The sequence below is a fragment of the Sphingomonas sp. LaA6.9 genome (assembly GCF_022601895.1).
GTDB lineage: Bacteria > Pseudomonadota > Alphaproteobacteria > Sphingomonadales > Sphingomonadaceae > Sphingobium_A.
In genome coordinates this window covers 1-15,488 of the sequence record NZ_JAKVIO010000041.1, presented here as the reverse complement: position 1 = coordinate 15,488, position 15,488 = coordinate 1, and the positions used below count along the sequence as shown (strand labels likewise).

Below are 15,488 nucleotides of genomic sequence, written 5' to 3'. Positions count from 1 at the left end.
TCAGCATGTGAGCCAGCCCTTCTGGCGCAGATGACGCAGGAGCACGGGCGCGAAATCGGGGTCGCGCCGCGCGGCGAACACCGCAAGACTGTGCCCGATCGCCCAGAGCACAAGGCCTGCGAGCCATTGCTGAAGACCGAGCCCAATGGCCGCGGCGATCGTGCCGTTGATGATCGCGATCCCGCGCGGCGCGCCTGCCATTAGGATTGGCTGTCCGAGTGCGCCGTGGATCGGGGCCTCGAAACCCTCGATGTGCTGGCCGCTGCCATGGAATTCCGAGCTCATGCGATCAGCGCCCCGCCGCCAAAGCTGAAGAAGCTCAGGAAGAAGGAGGAGGCGGCAAAGGCGATCGACAGGCCGAAGATGATCTGGATGAGTTTGCGAAAGCCGCCCGCCGTCTCACCAAAGGCGAGCGTCAGCCCCGTGGTGATGATGATGATTACTGCCACGATCTTGGCGACGGGCCCCTGGACCGACTCCAGCACCTGCTGAAGCGGCTGCTCCCAGGGCATGCCCGAGCCCGCCGCGCTGGCGCGCACGGCCAGCGACAGCGAAGCTGCGACCAATGCACCCAGCAGCACCGGCCGAACCGAAGGCAAGTGATGCAGCAAAGACAAAGCCAAGCGGGTCATGGTCATTCTCCAGGGACGTTGAAGGGAGGGGAAAGATCGACGAGGCGGTAAGCACCTCCAGGCTCAAAGCCGGTCACGCGCGCGATCGTGGAAACTCTTCGGTCAAGGCCGCGCCCGGAGATGAAGACGACGATATCGATGGCCTCGGCGATCAGGTGCCGGGGCACACTCATCACCGCCTCCTGGACGAGCTGCTCGATCCGGGTGAGCGCAGCGCTCGCGCTATTGGCATGGACCGTCGCGATCCCGCCGGGATGTCCCGTGTTCCACGCCTTCAGCATGTCGAGAGCCTCGGCCCCGCGCACCTCACCGATGATGATGCGGTCGGGCCTGAGCCTGAGCGTCGAGCGGACAAGGTCACCCATCGAGACATTGCCCGGCCGGGTTCTCAGCGCCACGCTGTCGGGTGCGGGGCATTGCAGCTCGCGCGTATCCTCAATGAGGATCACGCGCTCATCGCGTCCTGCCATCTCGGCAAGCAGGGCATTGGCGAGCGTGGTCTTGCCCGAGCTTGTGCCGCCAGCGACAAGGATATTCGCTCGATAGTCGATCGCTAGCCTGAGCGTGTCGGCCTGGGCTTCGCCCATGATCCCGTCACGCACATAGTCAGTCAGCGTGTAGAGACGCTCGGCGGGTTTGCGGATCGAGAAGCAGGGTGCAGTCGCGACCGGCGGCAGCACGCCCTCGAAGCGCTCCCCTGCCCTTCCGTCACCATGTGGCGGAAGCTCCGCCGACACGATCGGAGCACTTGCATGGACCTCGACCCTAGCATGGCTCGCGACCAGCCGGATGATGCGTTCGACCTGGTCGGGTAACAGCCAGACGCAGGTGTCGACGCGTCCCTCACCCAATATGTCGAACCTCAAATGGCCGTCGGGATTGACCATGATCTCGATGACACCGGGTCGATACATGGCCTCGACGATGGCGGACCCAAGCGCGGTTCTGATCATCGCGCGCCTGCGGCTGTCAGAAAGCGTGGTCGTCATTCGCCACTCTCTTGGGCAGCATCGGGCGCGATGCTGTAATTGCCTGCTGCAATCTGGCGTCCGACCTGGGTCACAAAGGCGTTGAATCGATCGCGCGCGACCGCGCGTCCCGCCGCATCGTCGGGCGCCAGCGGCGCATGGATCGCGAGCTCGTAGCGTACGAACAGCGCCAGCGTTTCGAGGAGGACATGGCTGTTGCGCTCGACACGACCGAGCGCGCGCGTCATGCGATCGAGCCTGAGGCTAAATCGGTCTTCGAGGTCGCTGACAGCGCCGTGCGCAAGCCAGGCCTCGAACGCGTCGGAAAGGATCGCTGATTTGGTCACGCCGGGCTTTGCGGCAAGCGCCTCCAGCCGTGCGCTCAGGCGCTTCGACAGGACGAGTTGATAGCGGGTGGTGGATTTGCGCATGGCTCAATAGCCCGGCACAGGTTCGCGGTCCTGTTCGACCGCTTCGTTGATGCCGTGCGCCGCCGTCACGACGGCAACACCGCGCGCAACGTTCATTGCCCGCGCATCAGCGCCCGGGTTTGCGTCATCTTCGTCGATGCCCAATTTGTCGGACGTGGTGAGAGGTGTGGGCCTGGGAGCAGCGTCTTCGGCAAGGCCTGGTTGGCGTTCCTGCTTCATACCACCGTCGGCGGTTTCGACTGCGAATTCCTCAAAGTCAGCAAGAAGCCGCTCGTCAGGCGCGCTGATGCGCCCCGCCCAGTCATCAACGCGCGGTTTGGGGCAGTCGGCATAACCATCCAGCGACAGCACCGGCGGTGGCAGCACCCGCGCCCGGAAGGCGGGCTCCTTGAAATAGCGCAGCTTCTTTGCGCGGATCGGCGAAAGTCCCGATACCAGGACGAGTTCGTCGGACGCAGCGAGCTGCATCACCTCACCCGGGGTCAGGAGTGCGCGCGCGGTTTCCTGGCGGCTGACCATGACATGCGCGAGCCACGGTGCGAGCCGGTGCCCGGCATAGTTGCGCATCGCACGCTGCTCGGTCGCGGTGCCGAGCGCATCGGACACGCGCTTGGCGGTCCGCTCGTCATTGGTCGCAAAGGCGATCCGGACATGGCAGTTGTCGAGGATCGAATTATTCTCGCCATAAGCCTTCACGATCTGGTTGAGGCTCTGCGCGATGAGGAAGGCACGCAGCCCATAGCCGCCCATGAAGGCGAGCGATGTCTCGAAGAATTCGAGCCGGCCGAGTGCCGGGAACTCGTCGAGCATCATCAGCAATTTGTGGCGGGGCGCGTCGTTGGCGCCGTGCAACCGCTCGGTCAGGCGCCGGCCGATCTGGTTGAGGATCAGGCGGACAAGCGGCTTGGTTCGCGAAATGTCAGACGGCGGCACGACCAGGTAGAGCGAGACGGGCGATGGCGAGGCGACCAGGTCCTCGATCCGCCAATCACAACGTGAAGTAACCTCGGCGATAATCGGGTCGCGGTAGAGACCAAGGAACGACATGGCGGTCGACAGCACGCCCGAGCGCTCGTTGTCGGACTTGTTGAGGAGCTCGCGCGCGGCCGATGCCACCACGGCATGGACGCATGGCTCGTCGGCTGTGCCGATATGATTGGTCGCCATCATTGCGCCGAGGGTCGCGACGAAGCTGCGCTGCGGATCGCTCAAAAAGGTAGCGACCCGGGCCAGCGTCTTCTCCTTCTCGGCATAGAGGATATGGAGGATCGCGCCGACGAGCAGCGCATGCGCGGTCTTTTCCCAGTGGCTCCGGCGTTCGAGCGCGCCTTCGGGATCGACGAGGATGTCGGCGATGTTCTGGACATCGCGGACCTCGTCGGCACCCAGTCGCACCTCGAGAAGCGGGTTGTAGCGCGCCGATCGGATATCGGTAGGGTTGAAGAGCAGGCAGTGCGAGAAGCGCCAGCGCCATCCGGCGGTCAGCTCCCAGTTCTCGCCCTTGATGTCATGGATGACCGCCGAGCCCGTCCAGCTTAGCAACGTGGGCACGACGAGCCCGACGCCCTTGCCGCTGCGCGTGGGCGCAAAGGCCATGACATGCTCGGGACCGTCGTGACGCAGATAGGCGGACCCCAACCTGCCGAGAAAGACACCCCCGTCACCAAAAAGACCGGCCTTGCGGATTTCACTCAAATTGGCCCAACGCGCCGAGCCATAGGTGGTGACGTGGCGTGCCTGGCGCGCGCGCCAGAGCGACCCGATGATGGCAGAGGCACAACCGAGAAACCCGCTCGCGGCAGCGATTGCGCCGGCTGTATCGAAGATGTGAGGCGCATAGGCCTCGAAATGATACCACCAGCCAAAGAGTGCCCAGGGCCGATAAACCGGAAGGCCGAGTGCATGGAACCAGGGGCTGCCAAGCTCGCCCTGGTAGGCGAGCGCGCTTGCTGTCCACTGGGTCGCGGACCAGACGCCCGCGATGACGATGGCGAAAACGCCGAGGATCTGTCCAATCAGCAATTTTGTCGGTGTCATCGGCACTCTCCGCCAGACCCACGGGAAGCAGCGCGGGATTGGGCGGGAGAGTCAGCGAATTTTGATCAAACCGGGAGTGCGCCAGATGTGCACAGAGTGACACAGAGCGCGTTTCACGCAATCGGCCTGGCCCGGCGTCGAGATTCGGGCGGCGTTGGAAGCCGTTCGCGAGCGACTCGTAGCGACCATGGCCTCGCCCCCCCCTTCACGCCAACCACATCTTGAAGCACATCATCCCAATGCGTCATCGCCAGGCCGGGGTCCGTGTCGCACAAAGGAACATTCCTGCTGGAACCGCGCGCCATAGCAGCTATGGGAACCGGAAAATGGGGGGACAATGACGGTTCTTGAGGATGTTCGAAATTTCGTATCGCGGCTTTCACCCGAGCCGGTATGCGATGATTGCATTGCCGATCGACTGCACCTCTCCGTTCGGCAGCATGCGAACCAGCAGACGCGGGAGCTGGCAGGCAGTGACGGTTTCGAACGACGCAAGGATGTCTGTAGCCTCTGCGGTACCACGAAGCTTGTGATCAGGCGTAACTAGTCGACAGAAAGAGCTGTCACCTCGCGAGCGAGCTGGAAACCGACCGACCTTCCCGCCTTGTTCCCGAGTTCGTTCGTGCATTCCATCACGATCAGATCGTCGGAAAAACAGCGTTCATGGAAGCCAAGTGCAATGTCGTCGCGTCCTGACAAGAGGCTTTTCGACCGACGACAATCAAAGCCGCCCTTGGTACATCGTCAACGGTCGCGACTGCTCAGTCGGACACTGCGTAATTGATTTAGCCACCCTCCTGGATGGTACGAAGTCGCCTACACGCTTCAATGCAGGAAGGTGACCGATGACGATTTAGGCAGGATTGGATGTAAGCGACAAGACCACGCATGTGTGCCTGGTCGATGCCGAAGGTGCAGTGTTACAGCGCGATGTCGTGGCGAGCGACCCGGATGCGCTGGCCAAATGGCTCAATCGACACTGCCCTGGCCTTGTGCGGGTGGTCCTGGAAACCGGGCCGCTTTCGACTGTCCTCTACCATGGTCTGGTGGAACGAGATGTACCGGTCGAGTGCATTTGCGCGCGCCATGCCAAGGGTGTGCTTTCGACGCGGGTCAACAACGATGCTGAGGGACTTGCTCAACTCGCCCGCACTGGCTGGTTCAAGCGTATCCACATGAAGGCATCCGCGACCCACAGCGACCGCGCCGCTTTACGCATCCGCGCGCAGCTCATTACCGGGCGCAACGCCATGGCCAATCAGTTGCGCGGCTCTTGAAGTTGTTCGGGCTGCGATTGGGGAGTGTCAGGACACCGGGAAGGCGCGCCGAGCGCCTGACCGCGCTCTATCGGCAGCGCCCTGATCTCGAAGCGCTGTTTGCGCCGCTCGTTGCCTCCATTGAAGTGATGGAAGCGCAATTGCGCGCGTCCAATCTTTTGCTCGAAGGGCGCGCCGCCGCTGATCCCGCTTGCGCCCGCCTGATGAGCGTGCCTGGCGTCGGTCCCATCACCGCTCTCACCTTCGCTGCCAGTATCGAGGATCCTCACCGGCTCGCCAGAAGCGAGGATGCCGGCGCCTATGCAGGCCTGGTACCCCGTCGCACCCAGTCGGGTGAACGCGACACCCGAGGAAATATCTCCAATGCAGGCGACCCCATGCTGCGCCGCGCGCTGAATGAGTCAGCCAGTGTCATGCTGTGTCGCGTGCAGCGGCCCTTCGCGCTCCAACAATGGGGCAAGCGCATTGCCGAAACCAAGGGGAACAAACGCGCCCGAACCGCGGTCGCCCGCAAGCTTGCCGTTTTACTCCACTCGCTTTGGCTGAACGAGACCGAGTTCCGCTGGGCTTGAGCCCGGCGCTCCTCATCCCGGTCAGCTATGCCCGGACGATCTCGCCGGGACTGTGGAGGCACAAACCTCGTGTCGGACCCAGAGACGTCCACCCATTACCGCCCGGCCGCGATCATGAAGGCTCGGACAAACGCCCACACCGCAGTCCGGTGACCTCGAAGACAACCATTGGCCACCGGGTACGATGAGGATGCGTGATGCGAAAATCAATTAGACAACAGTCCCGACAGGCCGGTTTCAGGAGCGAACCTTGAGAAGCGGTCATTCGATCAGACCGGCCCTCGCCCACGATTCTATGACCCCTTTGTCGGACTTAGCTGCCATTCCCGGCGAGTGGGCCGAAGTCGAAGGTAGAGGGCCCGTTGGGGGCAGCGTGCCGACGCATGAGGCATTCTTCCTTGTCCTCAAGGCCCCGGTGGAAAAGCAATGGCTCCAGGCGACGTGACCTCCGACCTCAAAGTCACCGGTGACATCGCTCGCACGGTCGCGGCTCGACTCAATTCTGCCTAGCAGTCGCCTGCTACCGCTGCCCCGACGGCGCCGCCGACCGCGCCTCCGACAGCACCGCTGGTCGCGCCATTCGCTGTGTTTTTCTTGCGCGTCTCCGAAGTGTCGCTGCTATCATCGTCGCTACTGCTGGCACTCGCGGTCGCGGCACCGGCGGCGGCACCCGTAATCGCACCCGCGGCCATTCCAGCGACGGTCGAGCGGCGACAACCGCGACGGTAATAGTAATCGTCGTCGTCATAGACATGGTAGGTATAGCTGGTGCGTCCGGAATAGCTGCGCGAGCGGCCGCTCCCTTCTTGCACGCTCACGACTCCGGCATGCCCATTTCCGTCGTCATAGGCCGCGACGGCGCCGCCGCGGCGGCCGTCTTTATAGCCCGCGACGACTGCACCACCATTGCCGTCGCTGACGCCGGCAACGCCCGCGCCATTGGCGCCGTTGCGATACCCCGCGACAGCTCCGCCGCCGCCATCGCCATAGACGTATCCGGCCCCACCGCCGCGCTTGCCGTTGCTATAGCCCCGTATCTCACCGCTCGCGTCACTGCCCCGCGCATATCCTTCGAACGAGCCGCTGCGGCCATTTCTATAACCGGCGACGGCGGCACCATTGTTGCCGTCGCTGAACCCGGCAACGCCCGCACTATTGCGGCCGTTGCGATAGCCGGCGACGGCGCCGCCGCCATCGCCATAGCCGTATCCGGCCACACCGCTGCGTTTGCCGTTGCCATAGCCCCGAATCTCACCGGTCGCGTCCCTGCCGCGTGCATGGCCTTCGAACGAGCCGCTGTGGCCGTTTCGATAGCCGGCGAGGGCCCCACCATTGTTGCCGTCGCTGACCCCGGCGGCGCTGGCAGCGGAGCGGCTATTGCGCAACCCTGCTGTCCGGTCGCCATTTCGGCCGCTGCGCAAACCGGCACTTTCGAGGCCAAAGCTGCCGCCGCGCCGTCCTTGGGGCGCGTCACGAGCGATTTCACGAGGCCCATTGTCACCGCCTCGCAGGCGGGTGGGCTCGCCGCCGCGAGCCAGATCCGGTAGACCGGTGCCGCTCGACCCTCGCGGAATACCGGACGGCAAACTTGGCAAACCGCCGCCGCGCAACCCACCACCCGGCGCAGACGGTGGCGACGGTGGCGGTCCAAAGGGAGAGGCCGTTGCGGCGACGGACACGACCAGGCCGATGGTCGCGGCGGCGCTCAAGAGGATCTTCTTCATGTTGGTTCCTCGTCGCGGGCGGAGGCGCCCCGCCGCCGCCCGTTGCATGTGTCAGAAGGGGTTAGGCAATGCCCGGTCGGAACGCTGCCGCCGCTCGCTGCCAGGGCAAGCGGGGCCCTAGCAGCGATGGTCACCACCGAATTGGTGCCGATCGCGCTGCTTCGCGTACGCAGGGGTCATCAGACCCCCTGTAGCAGCAATTCGTCTTCTTGAGCGGCGTCAGGCCGCAGCGTCTTCAGCGCACCAGCCCATTTGTGAAGCTCGTCCATGAGATCGTTGAGCCCATCCTTCATCAGCTGGTTCGGGCGGAACACGCCGTCCTGACCAATGAAGTGCGGGAAGTTCGGAAGCGGGATCACTTGCGGAAGCGCATGCACGTTCACATTGCTCAAGAGTTGGCGGAGGACCTGTGCTGACCGCAACCCACCCGAGATGCCACCGTAGCTTACCACGCCGGCGGGCTTGTAGAACCACTCCGGCATGAGTGCCTGCACCGCGTTTACCAGTGCCGCAGGGGCGAAATAGTCGTATTCCGGCGTCACGAAGAGAAAGGCATCCGCCGATGCCACGCTGGCGCTCCACCGCTTGGTGGGCTCGTTGGCATATTGCTGGGCCTTCGGATGGCTGGCCTCGTCCAGCAGCGGTAGGTTGAAGGCAGCGAGGTCGACCAGCTCGACGTCGAACTTGCCGTGCTCAATGGCGGCCTCCTTAATCCATGACGCGACGACAGGACCCACGCGACCGGGACGCGTGGAGCCGATGATGATGTTCAGTTTGAGTGCCATGATGTTTCCTTGGAGATGTCTCGGTTGTCAGACAGTCGAGCGGGCGGAAGCCTTGGCCCCCGCCCGTCTGGGTGGTTCAGAAGCGGTAGCTCACGCCCGCGAGAACACGGTGGCGATCATACTTGCCATCGTCCTCGCTGAGGTCCGAATAGCGATACTCCATCCGTGCAGACACGTTGCTCATGAGCTGACGCTCGACACCGCCGCCGACGAGCCAGCCGTCCTGATTGGTGGTCGCGGATTGCGTCCCCGCAATGTCCGTCATCGTGGTTTTTACGCGGGCATTGGTATAGCCGCCGCGGGCATAAAGGAGCGTGTCCGGCGTCACCAGATAGCCGGCGCGCGCGGTCAGATCGAAGGAGTATTTCGGATCGAGCGTGTAAGAGCTGATGCCGCTGAACCCGTGCAGCTTGTCGTCGTTGGTGACATCGAAGCCGGCTTCAGCCCCGAGCACGATCCGCTCGTTCAGGCGGTGATCGACCCCGGCGTAGACACCGCCAGTGAACGATTGCTGATCGTCCTCCATCGCGACGACGCCAAGCGGGGTCTGGGGATCCTGCACCTCGGCCGAGGTCCACCCCGCCTGGACTCCGACAAACGGCCCGTTGAATTCCTCCGCAAACGCCGTGCCGGTGAAAGCATTGGTGAGAAGGGTGAAGGTGAGCACGGTCGTGGGGAGGCGCATTCTATACTCCTGTTTCTTGAACTGACCGCTTCCACATCGGAGCGGGTGGCAGCGACATCGACCTTTCCCAAGGGTTCATCAATCACAATCCGGTTCAAGGATCGTGTCCTCAGGGTGCACAATCTGCGGAGGTACGCGCAACAAAGAGCGGCCGGCAGCGAACTGCCAGCCTCTCAGCGATTGTGAACGAAAATGGAGCCAGCGTGCCGAACGGCGGTTTCAAATTGCTCGCTATCTCTCGGTTACAACGGAGGCCCGGCGCGCCATTTCAACGATTTCCTAATCGGTGCCGGTGAGTTGCCCGTAATGGACCAGCGGAATGGCCGGGCATGCCCGTCAGCAATGCGCAGTCTTGGCCAAGCGTGCGCTTGAATCACGTTCATGGATCCTGTTCCTGATGTTTGAGGCCGAACTCGCCCCGTGCTGCCAAGCGATCAACGGCCGCCCGGTGGATGGAACTTGGCCCGTTGGTTCACGACGGCGAGCCGGCCGGGAGTGCTCGGCCGTGACAGCCGCTAACGGACCGGTCGCGCACTCATTGCACGAGTGCTCCGCTGTTCATCGGCATGCAGCTGCCGTTGATATAGCTTGATTGCGCACTTGCCAGGAACAGGACGAGCTGCGCAATCTCGGCCGCCTGTTCGGCATGGTTCATCGCGTGATGCGCCGCAAGTTTCGCGTGCTCCCCGGATGAATGGAGGTTGCTCGGCTGCGTGTCTACGTAGCCCGGCGCGACCGCATTGGCCCGTATGCCCTGCTGTCCATATTCCAGCGCGACACCTTTGGTGAGACCGACCAGACCTTGCATAAAGGCGGTATAGGCGCCGACTCCGGGCGCAGCGTCTGCGCCGGCGGCAGAAACCAGGTTGACGATGGCGCCTCCGCCTGCATCGATCATCGCGGGAATCTGCGCGCGTAACGCATAGAACACGCCTGACAGACTGATTGCGGTAAATTTGTCCCACATCTCGATCGGAATTCCGGCGAGCGGTGCCGACGCCGAACTGTTGCTGGCGTTGTTGACCGCAATGTCCAGCCAGCCGTAGCGATGCTTTGCAAATGTCACCAACCCGAGATGATATTTGGGGTCAGCGATGTCTCCCGCCATGAAACTGACGCGTCCGTCGGTCGACTCGATGGCAGCGGCGGTTTCCTCGCCGGCACCATTGGCCTGGTCAGCGACGATGACGTTGGCACCTTCGCGGGCAAAGAGAAGCGCAACCGCGCGCCCGATGCCCGAGCCGGCGCCGGTGACGATGGCTGTCTTGCCCTGGAGGAGAGGGAGCCGCTCTTCGCTGGTGCGAGCGGTGTGGAACGGGGAATCCCGGTAAGTCATGTTGGCAACCTTTTTGAGAACCAAGGGGGACGCCAAATGTCATGGCGTCGGCAGCGGCGATCAACCGCCTGCTGGTTCATGGTTGCTGTCCTCACAGTGCTCGAATGCGTGCCTCGCGCTCGCGGGTGAGTTCCTGAACCTTGGCATTGAAGAAATCGATGAAGGTGCGGACCTTGGCAGAAAGAACTTGCGGCTGGGATACACCGCATAGATTTTGGTGGCGATCTGTGCGGTGCCTGGCAGTAACGCCTCGAGGCGCCCGGAGGCTAAATCGTCCTCGACCATGAGGTCGGGCAACAGGGCCATGCCCATCCCCTCGAGCGCGACGAGATGCGGAAGCGACTCATTGCCACTTTCAAGCCCCACCTGGAACTTGACGATCTCGCGGCCATACGATCCCTCGAACGGGACTGCGGCGCCGACGTGCATGCCTTTGCACAGCAGGAGTTTCTGTCCATTGAGATCGGCCAGTTTCCCGGGCCGCCCTACCCGATTGAGATAGGCTGGCGACGCCACGAGGTGAAAAGGCATGTCGACGACCGGACGGGCGATGAGGCCCTGATCGAGCAATGAAGGGACGGTGGCGCGCAGAAGAAGGTCAAATCCTTCCTCGACTAGGTTGATGAGCCGACCGCTGAGTTCGAACTCAAAACCGACGTCCGGATAAAGCCCATCGAACTCGGCGAGCATGGCCGAGAAGCCCGGGTTGTCGAATCAGAGAGGGCCGCCCAACGATCTCGGGGCGGGCCGTTCAATGCATCGACCAGCCATGGCTGACGACCACCGACTGGCCCATCCCCTGTTCGCGCTGCTCGCATGAGTTGATAATGCGGGCGTGCATTTTAGCGGGGTCCGAACAATCCTCAAAACACTGATCGCCCGAACAGTTCGCCGAGAAGATGGGGCACCGAGTGCCATTGAACTGGGTCACAGCGTTGCCCCCTGCGGTTCGGGAACGGCCGCATAAACCTTCAGGAAAGCGTCTGCTGCTGCGGTCGCCGCCGTCACGATGTCGTTGGGGTCGCTGGCGTCTTTCGCGAAGAGCAGGTGCCGCTCGAGCAAGTCCCATTCAGTGAGGCCTTTCCAGTGCATCGCAGTGGTCCACGGATCAGCGAAGTTGAGGCGCCCTTCCTTCATCATCAACGCGAAACGGTCGGCGAGGCGCTGCCACGCCGGACGAAGCGCGGTCTCGTAGAACTCCCGCGCGATCGGCTGGTTGGCGACGGTCCGAATGCTCGCGGCGCGCGATTGATGCCGCGACAGATAGGAAATCCCGAGTCGGACAAGGCCGCTGCGCAGGTCCTTTTCCGCCAGAAATTCATGGAGCAGTCGGTCCGCCTCCTCGTTGACATCATGGTTCAGGACCGCGCGAAGCAAATCCTCCTTGGAAGAGAAATAGCCGTAGAGCGTCGCTTTTGATCCACCGACGCGGGCCGAAATGGCGGACATCGAGGTGCGCTCATAGCCAAGCTCATCAAAGAGCCCTGCAGCAATTGCAATGATTTCTAGGCGTTTCTCTTCTTTACGCACACGCATTGGCATTCATCTCCGCGATTACTGTCAAAGGATTTAATGGGGAGTTCCAACCTGCAGATCGCTTGAAGCCGACAGATATCTGTCGAGCAGCTGCCGTGTCGGCGGGGTCAGAACGGCGCGAAGCTCGCCAGTGAAACTGTGCCTGGTGCCAGTGATGAATTGGCGGACTTCGAGGGCGGTAAGCCAGCGGTTCAATGCCGATGGCGTCACGCTGACCAGGGAGGCAAGCTTGGCGAGGCTCAGGTCGCACCAGCGGTCCGAATGAAGAGCCAGGAGAATGTCCCAGGCGGACTCCTCGATCATGGCGGGCGGCAGGATTGCGGTTGGCGCCTGTCGACGGATTTGGACGTTGCGGTGCGGTTCGTTGCTCATTGCAGGTCTCCCTTGGTCTGAGCGTTATGGAACTGGGAAGCCGCCACCACCGGGTCTGCGGCCGGAACGTCGCTGCCGTCGAACAAGCTGCCCACAAGCACCGTCGCAATGATCAAGACGGCGAGCACGCAAACGGTGCGTAGGCGAGACCAGCGTCGAAGCGCCGGCATCAGCAGCGCCAGAATGACAAGCATGATAATTGGCCCGAGCATCCGGTTCGTGACCGATGAGCTGCCAAGTCCAGCGTCTTGAAGCGACCAGGCCAGCGTGGCCGCGAAAATGGCCATGTAAGTCCAGGCTCCGGCGACGTGCCGCTTCGCCAGCAAAGTCCCGGAAAGGATCAGCCCGCAGCCGGCGAAAAGGAAGAATGAACCGCGATCCAGAGAAATGGCGCTCATGCACGTCAGCACGACGCCGAGCAGCGCGATCAACGACCCACAGATCGCGAGGATTGATCGATGCGCAGATTCCCAGTGCTGCCGGGATCGGCGAGGAACTTGTTCTGTTGCTGATGCAGCCATCGTCACAAATCCTCTGGGGCTCTGCCCGCGCCGGTAGGGCGCAACGGCGCGGGCAGAGCGATCCGGCACTGGAAGGGAGGGGAGGACATCTTCCAGGCCAGTAAACTTCAGGCCGGACTAACCGGGAGGGACGGAGTGAAGCCGCGGTGATGAGCGACGTAGGCGAGAATCCGCTTGGCGTCGGTCACGGTGTATCCGGCATCGAGGAAATCCTGCACTTCCCTGGCGGGAACGAAATCCGAAATCCAGGCACGAACCGAGAATCGCCGCAGCGCCTCCAGCCCATCGTTCGCCAACCGGCGGGGAACGGCTATTCCGAACAGGCTGCGCGCGATACGAACAACGATGCCATCAGGATTGAGGCTGTGCGGTCCGTCGTTGCGCGCCATGTCGATAACCTGCCAGCTCATTTTGGCTTGGCGCTGGGGTTCGATGGTGGAAACGGCGTTCATCGGATGTCCTTTTCTCAACTTGTACCGTACGGCCTAGTCCATTTTTAGATCATGCGTCAATATAAAAATGGACCGTACCGTACAGTCGTGATTTTGCATGGGTTTAGGGTGGATCGAGCGTGGTTGCCGGACCCAGAACCGAAGCCTGACGAGCGAATCGCGCCCGATTCGACAGGTCGTTGATCGATGGTGCAAGGTCCGGGTCGGCGATCGACCGTACCGGAAGCGGCAGCCAATGCGCAGGCCTGTCGTGGGCGCGCATCCAGAAATTCAGGCCGAATGACGGCGCGGCCGACCGCAAAGTGAGCCTGGCTAGCCGCGACGGTAAAAGATGTGCGCCCCAATCTGACTGACACGAGCGAGGCGGCGCCCCCATGCGGGCGCCACGTAATCGGCATGATACCAGAGCACGTCGGGTGCGAGCTCGTCCGCCAGCTTCTCGAATGCGATGTGAGCCACCGTCACAGCCGTCCGCCAGGCGACACTGGTCTCGTCGATCGGCGGGAAGAGACCGTTGCGGACGAACGAGAATTGCGCAGGCTGCTTCACAACCTCGCAGATCGAGGCTGGATACTCGCCCGACGCGGCACGGTTCAGCACCACCTCGGCTACGGCCAGCTGGCCTTCGAGCGGCTCCCCGCGCGCCTCGAAATAGACCGCGCCGGCGAGGCACCCCAGCTCCTCGTCCGTACCAACCGCGGCCGCATTATCTCGAACCAGCTCGTCGAGCGATTTGCCGACCTGATTACCAGAGGCCGGCTTCGCTTCGCTCGGCGATGCAACAACGGGCAATGCATTGGCGCAGGCTGCGACCGGGGGAGCGGCCGAAGCGCTAGTCGCTGCAAACGCAAGCGAGGCCGCGGCGATGCCGCGGGCACATACTCTGTGCTTCATATTTGACTCCGACGTTTCGTTCACGACGTTCAAGGCGGCTCTGCGTCAGGGCCGCCGCGCGGAATGCCGAAGCCTGTCATGAGAATTCGGTACCGTACGGTCTAGTCTATTATTGATGCGGTGTCAATTTGATAAAATGGACCAAGGCGTACGGCGTTGCTTCGCAGCGATATCTGCTCTGAAGTTAGCGGCAGAAATGGTCCAGGGCGCTGACGATTAGCGCGAATGGGCAGCGTCGACTCGCTGCGAGTCGCGAGAGACAGCATTGGAATTGAGGCGGAGCAATCGCAGCCGGGTGGCCTGATCACGATGAATGTGCGCCCTCGCACGCGCGGAAAGTGAAGTGCGACTAGCCTCGCGCCTTTCCCGGCTTCGGCTCCTCATTGCCATAGATCCTGAGAAAGGCATCGACCGCATGTTTCACGGCTGCTTCCACTTCCTTGGGATCCACGTGCTTGGCCGCGTTCAGAAGCTGCCTTTCGAGCAGGTCCTGCAGCATCAGGCCCTTGAAGTGCATGGTGGCAATCCAGGGGTCGGCGCGCCGAAGCTTGCCTTCTCCCATGAGAGCCTTGAAAGCATCCGCAACGCGTTTCCACGCCACGCAAAGGATGTTCTCGTAGAAGTCCTCGCCGATGCCGGACTCCGCCGGCTGGGTTGCGACAATGCGCATGTTGGAGATCGCCAGCGGGTCGAGCTGGCGCGCTAGATAGATTTCCCCGAGGCGTATCAGCCCTTTGCGCAGGCTCCTTTCGCCGAGGAACTCTTCCATCGCCTGGTCGGCGATTTCGCCCACATCGAAGTCGAGCACCGCGCGCAGCAGATCCTCTTTCGATGGAAAATAGTTGTAGAGAGTCTGCTTTGAACCGCGCATGCGCTCCGCGATCGTGAGCATGGACGTGCGCTCGTATCCCAACTCCTGGAATGTCTCAGCCGAGACTCGGATGATCTCGCGCCGTTTTTCATCTGATCTCGTCCGCGCCATCGCCACTAATCCCTCAAAACTAAACGGTACCATACGGTCTATTTTTGCATTGACAAGCCCTGTGTGTTAGACTAGACCGTACGGTACTGTTTAATCGGTACGAGGCTTGAAAAGATGAAATCGAATCGAACTGCGCAGTCTCGCTGCGCGGTGCTGCTGACGGCCGCACTGCTGACCAGCGCCTGTGCCTCCATTCCCGATCTCGGGACGCAACCGGTGCCGCACGCCGCGAGCGACTATCAGTCGTCAGTGTCACTCGCCGGAACCCTTACGGAATGGCCCGG

Annotated in this window: 18 protein-coding genes; 2 read left to right on the top strand and 16 right to left on the bottom strand. The window is 62.4% G+C overall.

Translation table 11 applies throughout. The features are described from left to right. Genes MKI88_RS17265 through MKI88_RS17245 form a run of 5 tightly spaced genes read right to left on the bottom strand, consistent with a single transcriptional unit; the run spans window position 1 to window position 4,068 of the window. Window positions 1-285 carry a VirB3 family type IV secretion system protein gene (locus tag MKI88_RS17265; protein ID WP_241632796.1) on the bottom strand — a complete coding sequence of 95 codons (285 nt, stop codon included), beginning with the start codon at window positions 283-285 and terminating at the stop codon, window positions 1-3. Further along, entirely contained in the window at window positions 282-632 is a 351-nt protein-coding gene (locus MKI88_RS17260) for a TrbC/VirB2 family protein (RefSeq protein WP_241632795.1), read from the bottom strand. The genes MKI88_RS17265 and MKI88_RS17260 overlap by 4 nt, the downstream gene beginning before the upstream one ends. Before the next feature lie 2 nt (window positions 633-634). Then, on the bottom strand, window positions 635-1,621 hold the full coding sequence (gene trbB / locus MKI88_RS17255; RefSeq protein WP_241632794.1) for a P-type conjugative transfer ATPase TrbB: 987 nt from the start codon (window positions 1,619-1,621) through the stop codon (window positions 635-637). After that, a complete protein-coding gene (locus tag MKI88_RS17250) occupies window positions 1,618-2,031 on the bottom strand; it encodes a CopG family transcriptional regulator (RefSeq protein ID WP_241632793.1) in 414 nt (137 codons plus the stop codon). The genes trbB and MKI88_RS17250 overlap by 4 nt, the downstream gene beginning before the upstream one ends. Before the next feature lie 3 nt (window positions 2,032-2,034). Beyond that, complete coding sequence (locus MKI88_RS17245; protein ID WP_241632792.1) at window positions 2,035-4,068, bottom strand: conjugal transfer protein TraG; 2,034 nt, start codon at window positions 4,066-4,068, stop codon at window positions 2,035-2,037. A gap of 863 nt (window positions 4,069-4,931) precedes the next feature. Here MKI88_RS17245 and MKI88_RS17240 point away from each other — a divergent pair. After that, a complete protein-coding gene (locus MKI88_RS17240) occupies window positions 4,932-5,345 on the top strand; it encodes a transposase (RefSeq protein ID WP_241632791.1) in 414 nt (137 codons plus the stop codon). Next, window positions 5,342-5,917: a transposase gene (locus tag MKI88_RS17235; protein WP_241632790.1), complete on the top strand. Its 576-nt coding sequence runs from the start codon at window positions 5,342-5,344 to the stop codon at window positions 5,915-5,917. The genes MKI88_RS17240 and MKI88_RS17235 overlap by 4 nt, the downstream gene beginning before the upstream one ends. Before the next feature lie 506 nt (window positions 5,918-6,423). Here the strand turns inward: MKI88_RS17235 and MKI88_RS17230 are convergent. The 11 genes from MKI88_RS17230 to MKI88_RS17180 all read right to left on the bottom strand — a co-directional run bounded on the left by MKI88_RS17230 (window position 6,424) and on the right by MKI88_RS17180 (window position 15,204). Continuing rightward, complete coding sequence (locus MKI88_RS17230; protein ID WP_241632789.1) at window positions 6,424-7,641, bottom strand: hypothetical protein; 1,218 nt, start codon at window positions 7,639-7,641, stop codon at window positions 6,424-6,426. 179 nt (window positions 7,642-7,820) lie between these two features. Further along, complete coding sequence (locus tag MKI88_RS17225; RefSeq protein WP_241632788.1) at window positions 7,821-8,426, bottom strand: NADPH-dependent FMN reductase; 606 nt, start codon at window positions 8,424-8,426, stop codon at window positions 7,821-7,823. A 76-nt stretch (window positions 8,427-8,502) separates the two neighbouring features. Next, the gene (locus MKI88_RS17220; RefSeq protein WP_241632787.1) at window positions 8,503-9,111 is read right to left on the bottom strand and encodes an outer membrane protein; all 609 of its coding nucleotides are present in this window, start codon (window positions 9,109-9,111) and stop codon (window positions 8,503-8,505) included. A gap of 535 nt (window positions 9,112-9,646) precedes the next feature. Continuing rightward, window positions 9,647-10,447 carry an SDR family NAD(P)-dependent oxidoreductase gene (locus MKI88_RS17215; RefSeq protein WP_241632786.1) on the bottom strand — a complete coding sequence of 267 codons (801 nt, stop codon included), beginning with the start codon at window positions 10,445-10,447 and terminating at the stop codon, window positions 9,647-9,649. Between the two features lie 60 nt (window positions 10,448-10,507). Next, a complete protein-coding gene (locus MKI88_RS17210) occupies window positions 10,508-11,137 on the bottom strand; it encodes a substrate binding domain-containing protein (protein ID WP_241632785.1) in 630 nt (209 codons plus the stop codon). A 237-nt stretch (window positions 11,138-11,374) separates the two neighbouring features. Next, window positions 11,375-11,983, bottom strand: a complete 609-nt coding sequence (locus tag MKI88_RS17205; protein ID WP_241632784.1) for a TetR/AcrR family transcriptional regulator — start codon at window positions 11,981-11,983, stop codon at window positions 11,375-11,377. A 33-nt stretch (window positions 11,984-12,016) separates the two neighbouring features. Then, the gene (locus MKI88_RS17200; RefSeq protein WP_241632783.1) at window positions 12,017-12,355 is read right to left on the bottom strand and encodes a hypothetical protein; all 339 of its coding nucleotides are present in this window, start codon (window positions 12,353-12,355) and stop codon (window positions 12,017-12,019) included. Beyond that, window positions 12,352-12,876, bottom strand: a complete 525-nt coding sequence (locus MKI88_RS17195) for a hypothetical protein (RefSeq protein WP_241632782.1) — start codon at window positions 12,874-12,876, stop codon at window positions 12,352-12,354. Before MKI88_RS17195 ends, MKI88_RS17200 begins: the two co-directional genes overlap by 4 nt. A gap of 107 nt (window positions 12,877-12,983) precedes the next feature. Beyond that, window positions 12,984-13,328: a hypothetical protein gene (locus MKI88_RS17190; protein WP_241632781.1), complete on the bottom strand. Its 345-nt coding sequence runs from the start codon at window positions 13,326-13,328 to the stop codon at window positions 12,984-12,986. 312 nt (window positions 13,329-13,640) lie between these two features. Next, entirely contained in the window at window positions 13,641-14,222 is a 582-nt protein-coding gene (locus tag MKI88_RS17185; RefSeq protein WP_241632780.1) for a cell wall hydrolase, read from the bottom strand. A gap of 349 nt (window positions 14,223-14,571) precedes the next feature. Next, window positions 14,572-15,204 (bottom strand): TetR/AcrR family transcriptional regulator, encoded by a 633-nt coding sequence (locus tag MKI88_RS17180; RefSeq protein ID WP_241632779.1) that lies wholly within the window; start codon window positions 15,202-15,204, stop codon window positions 14,572-14,574. Between the last annotated feature and the right edge of the window lie 284 nt (window positions 15,205-15,488).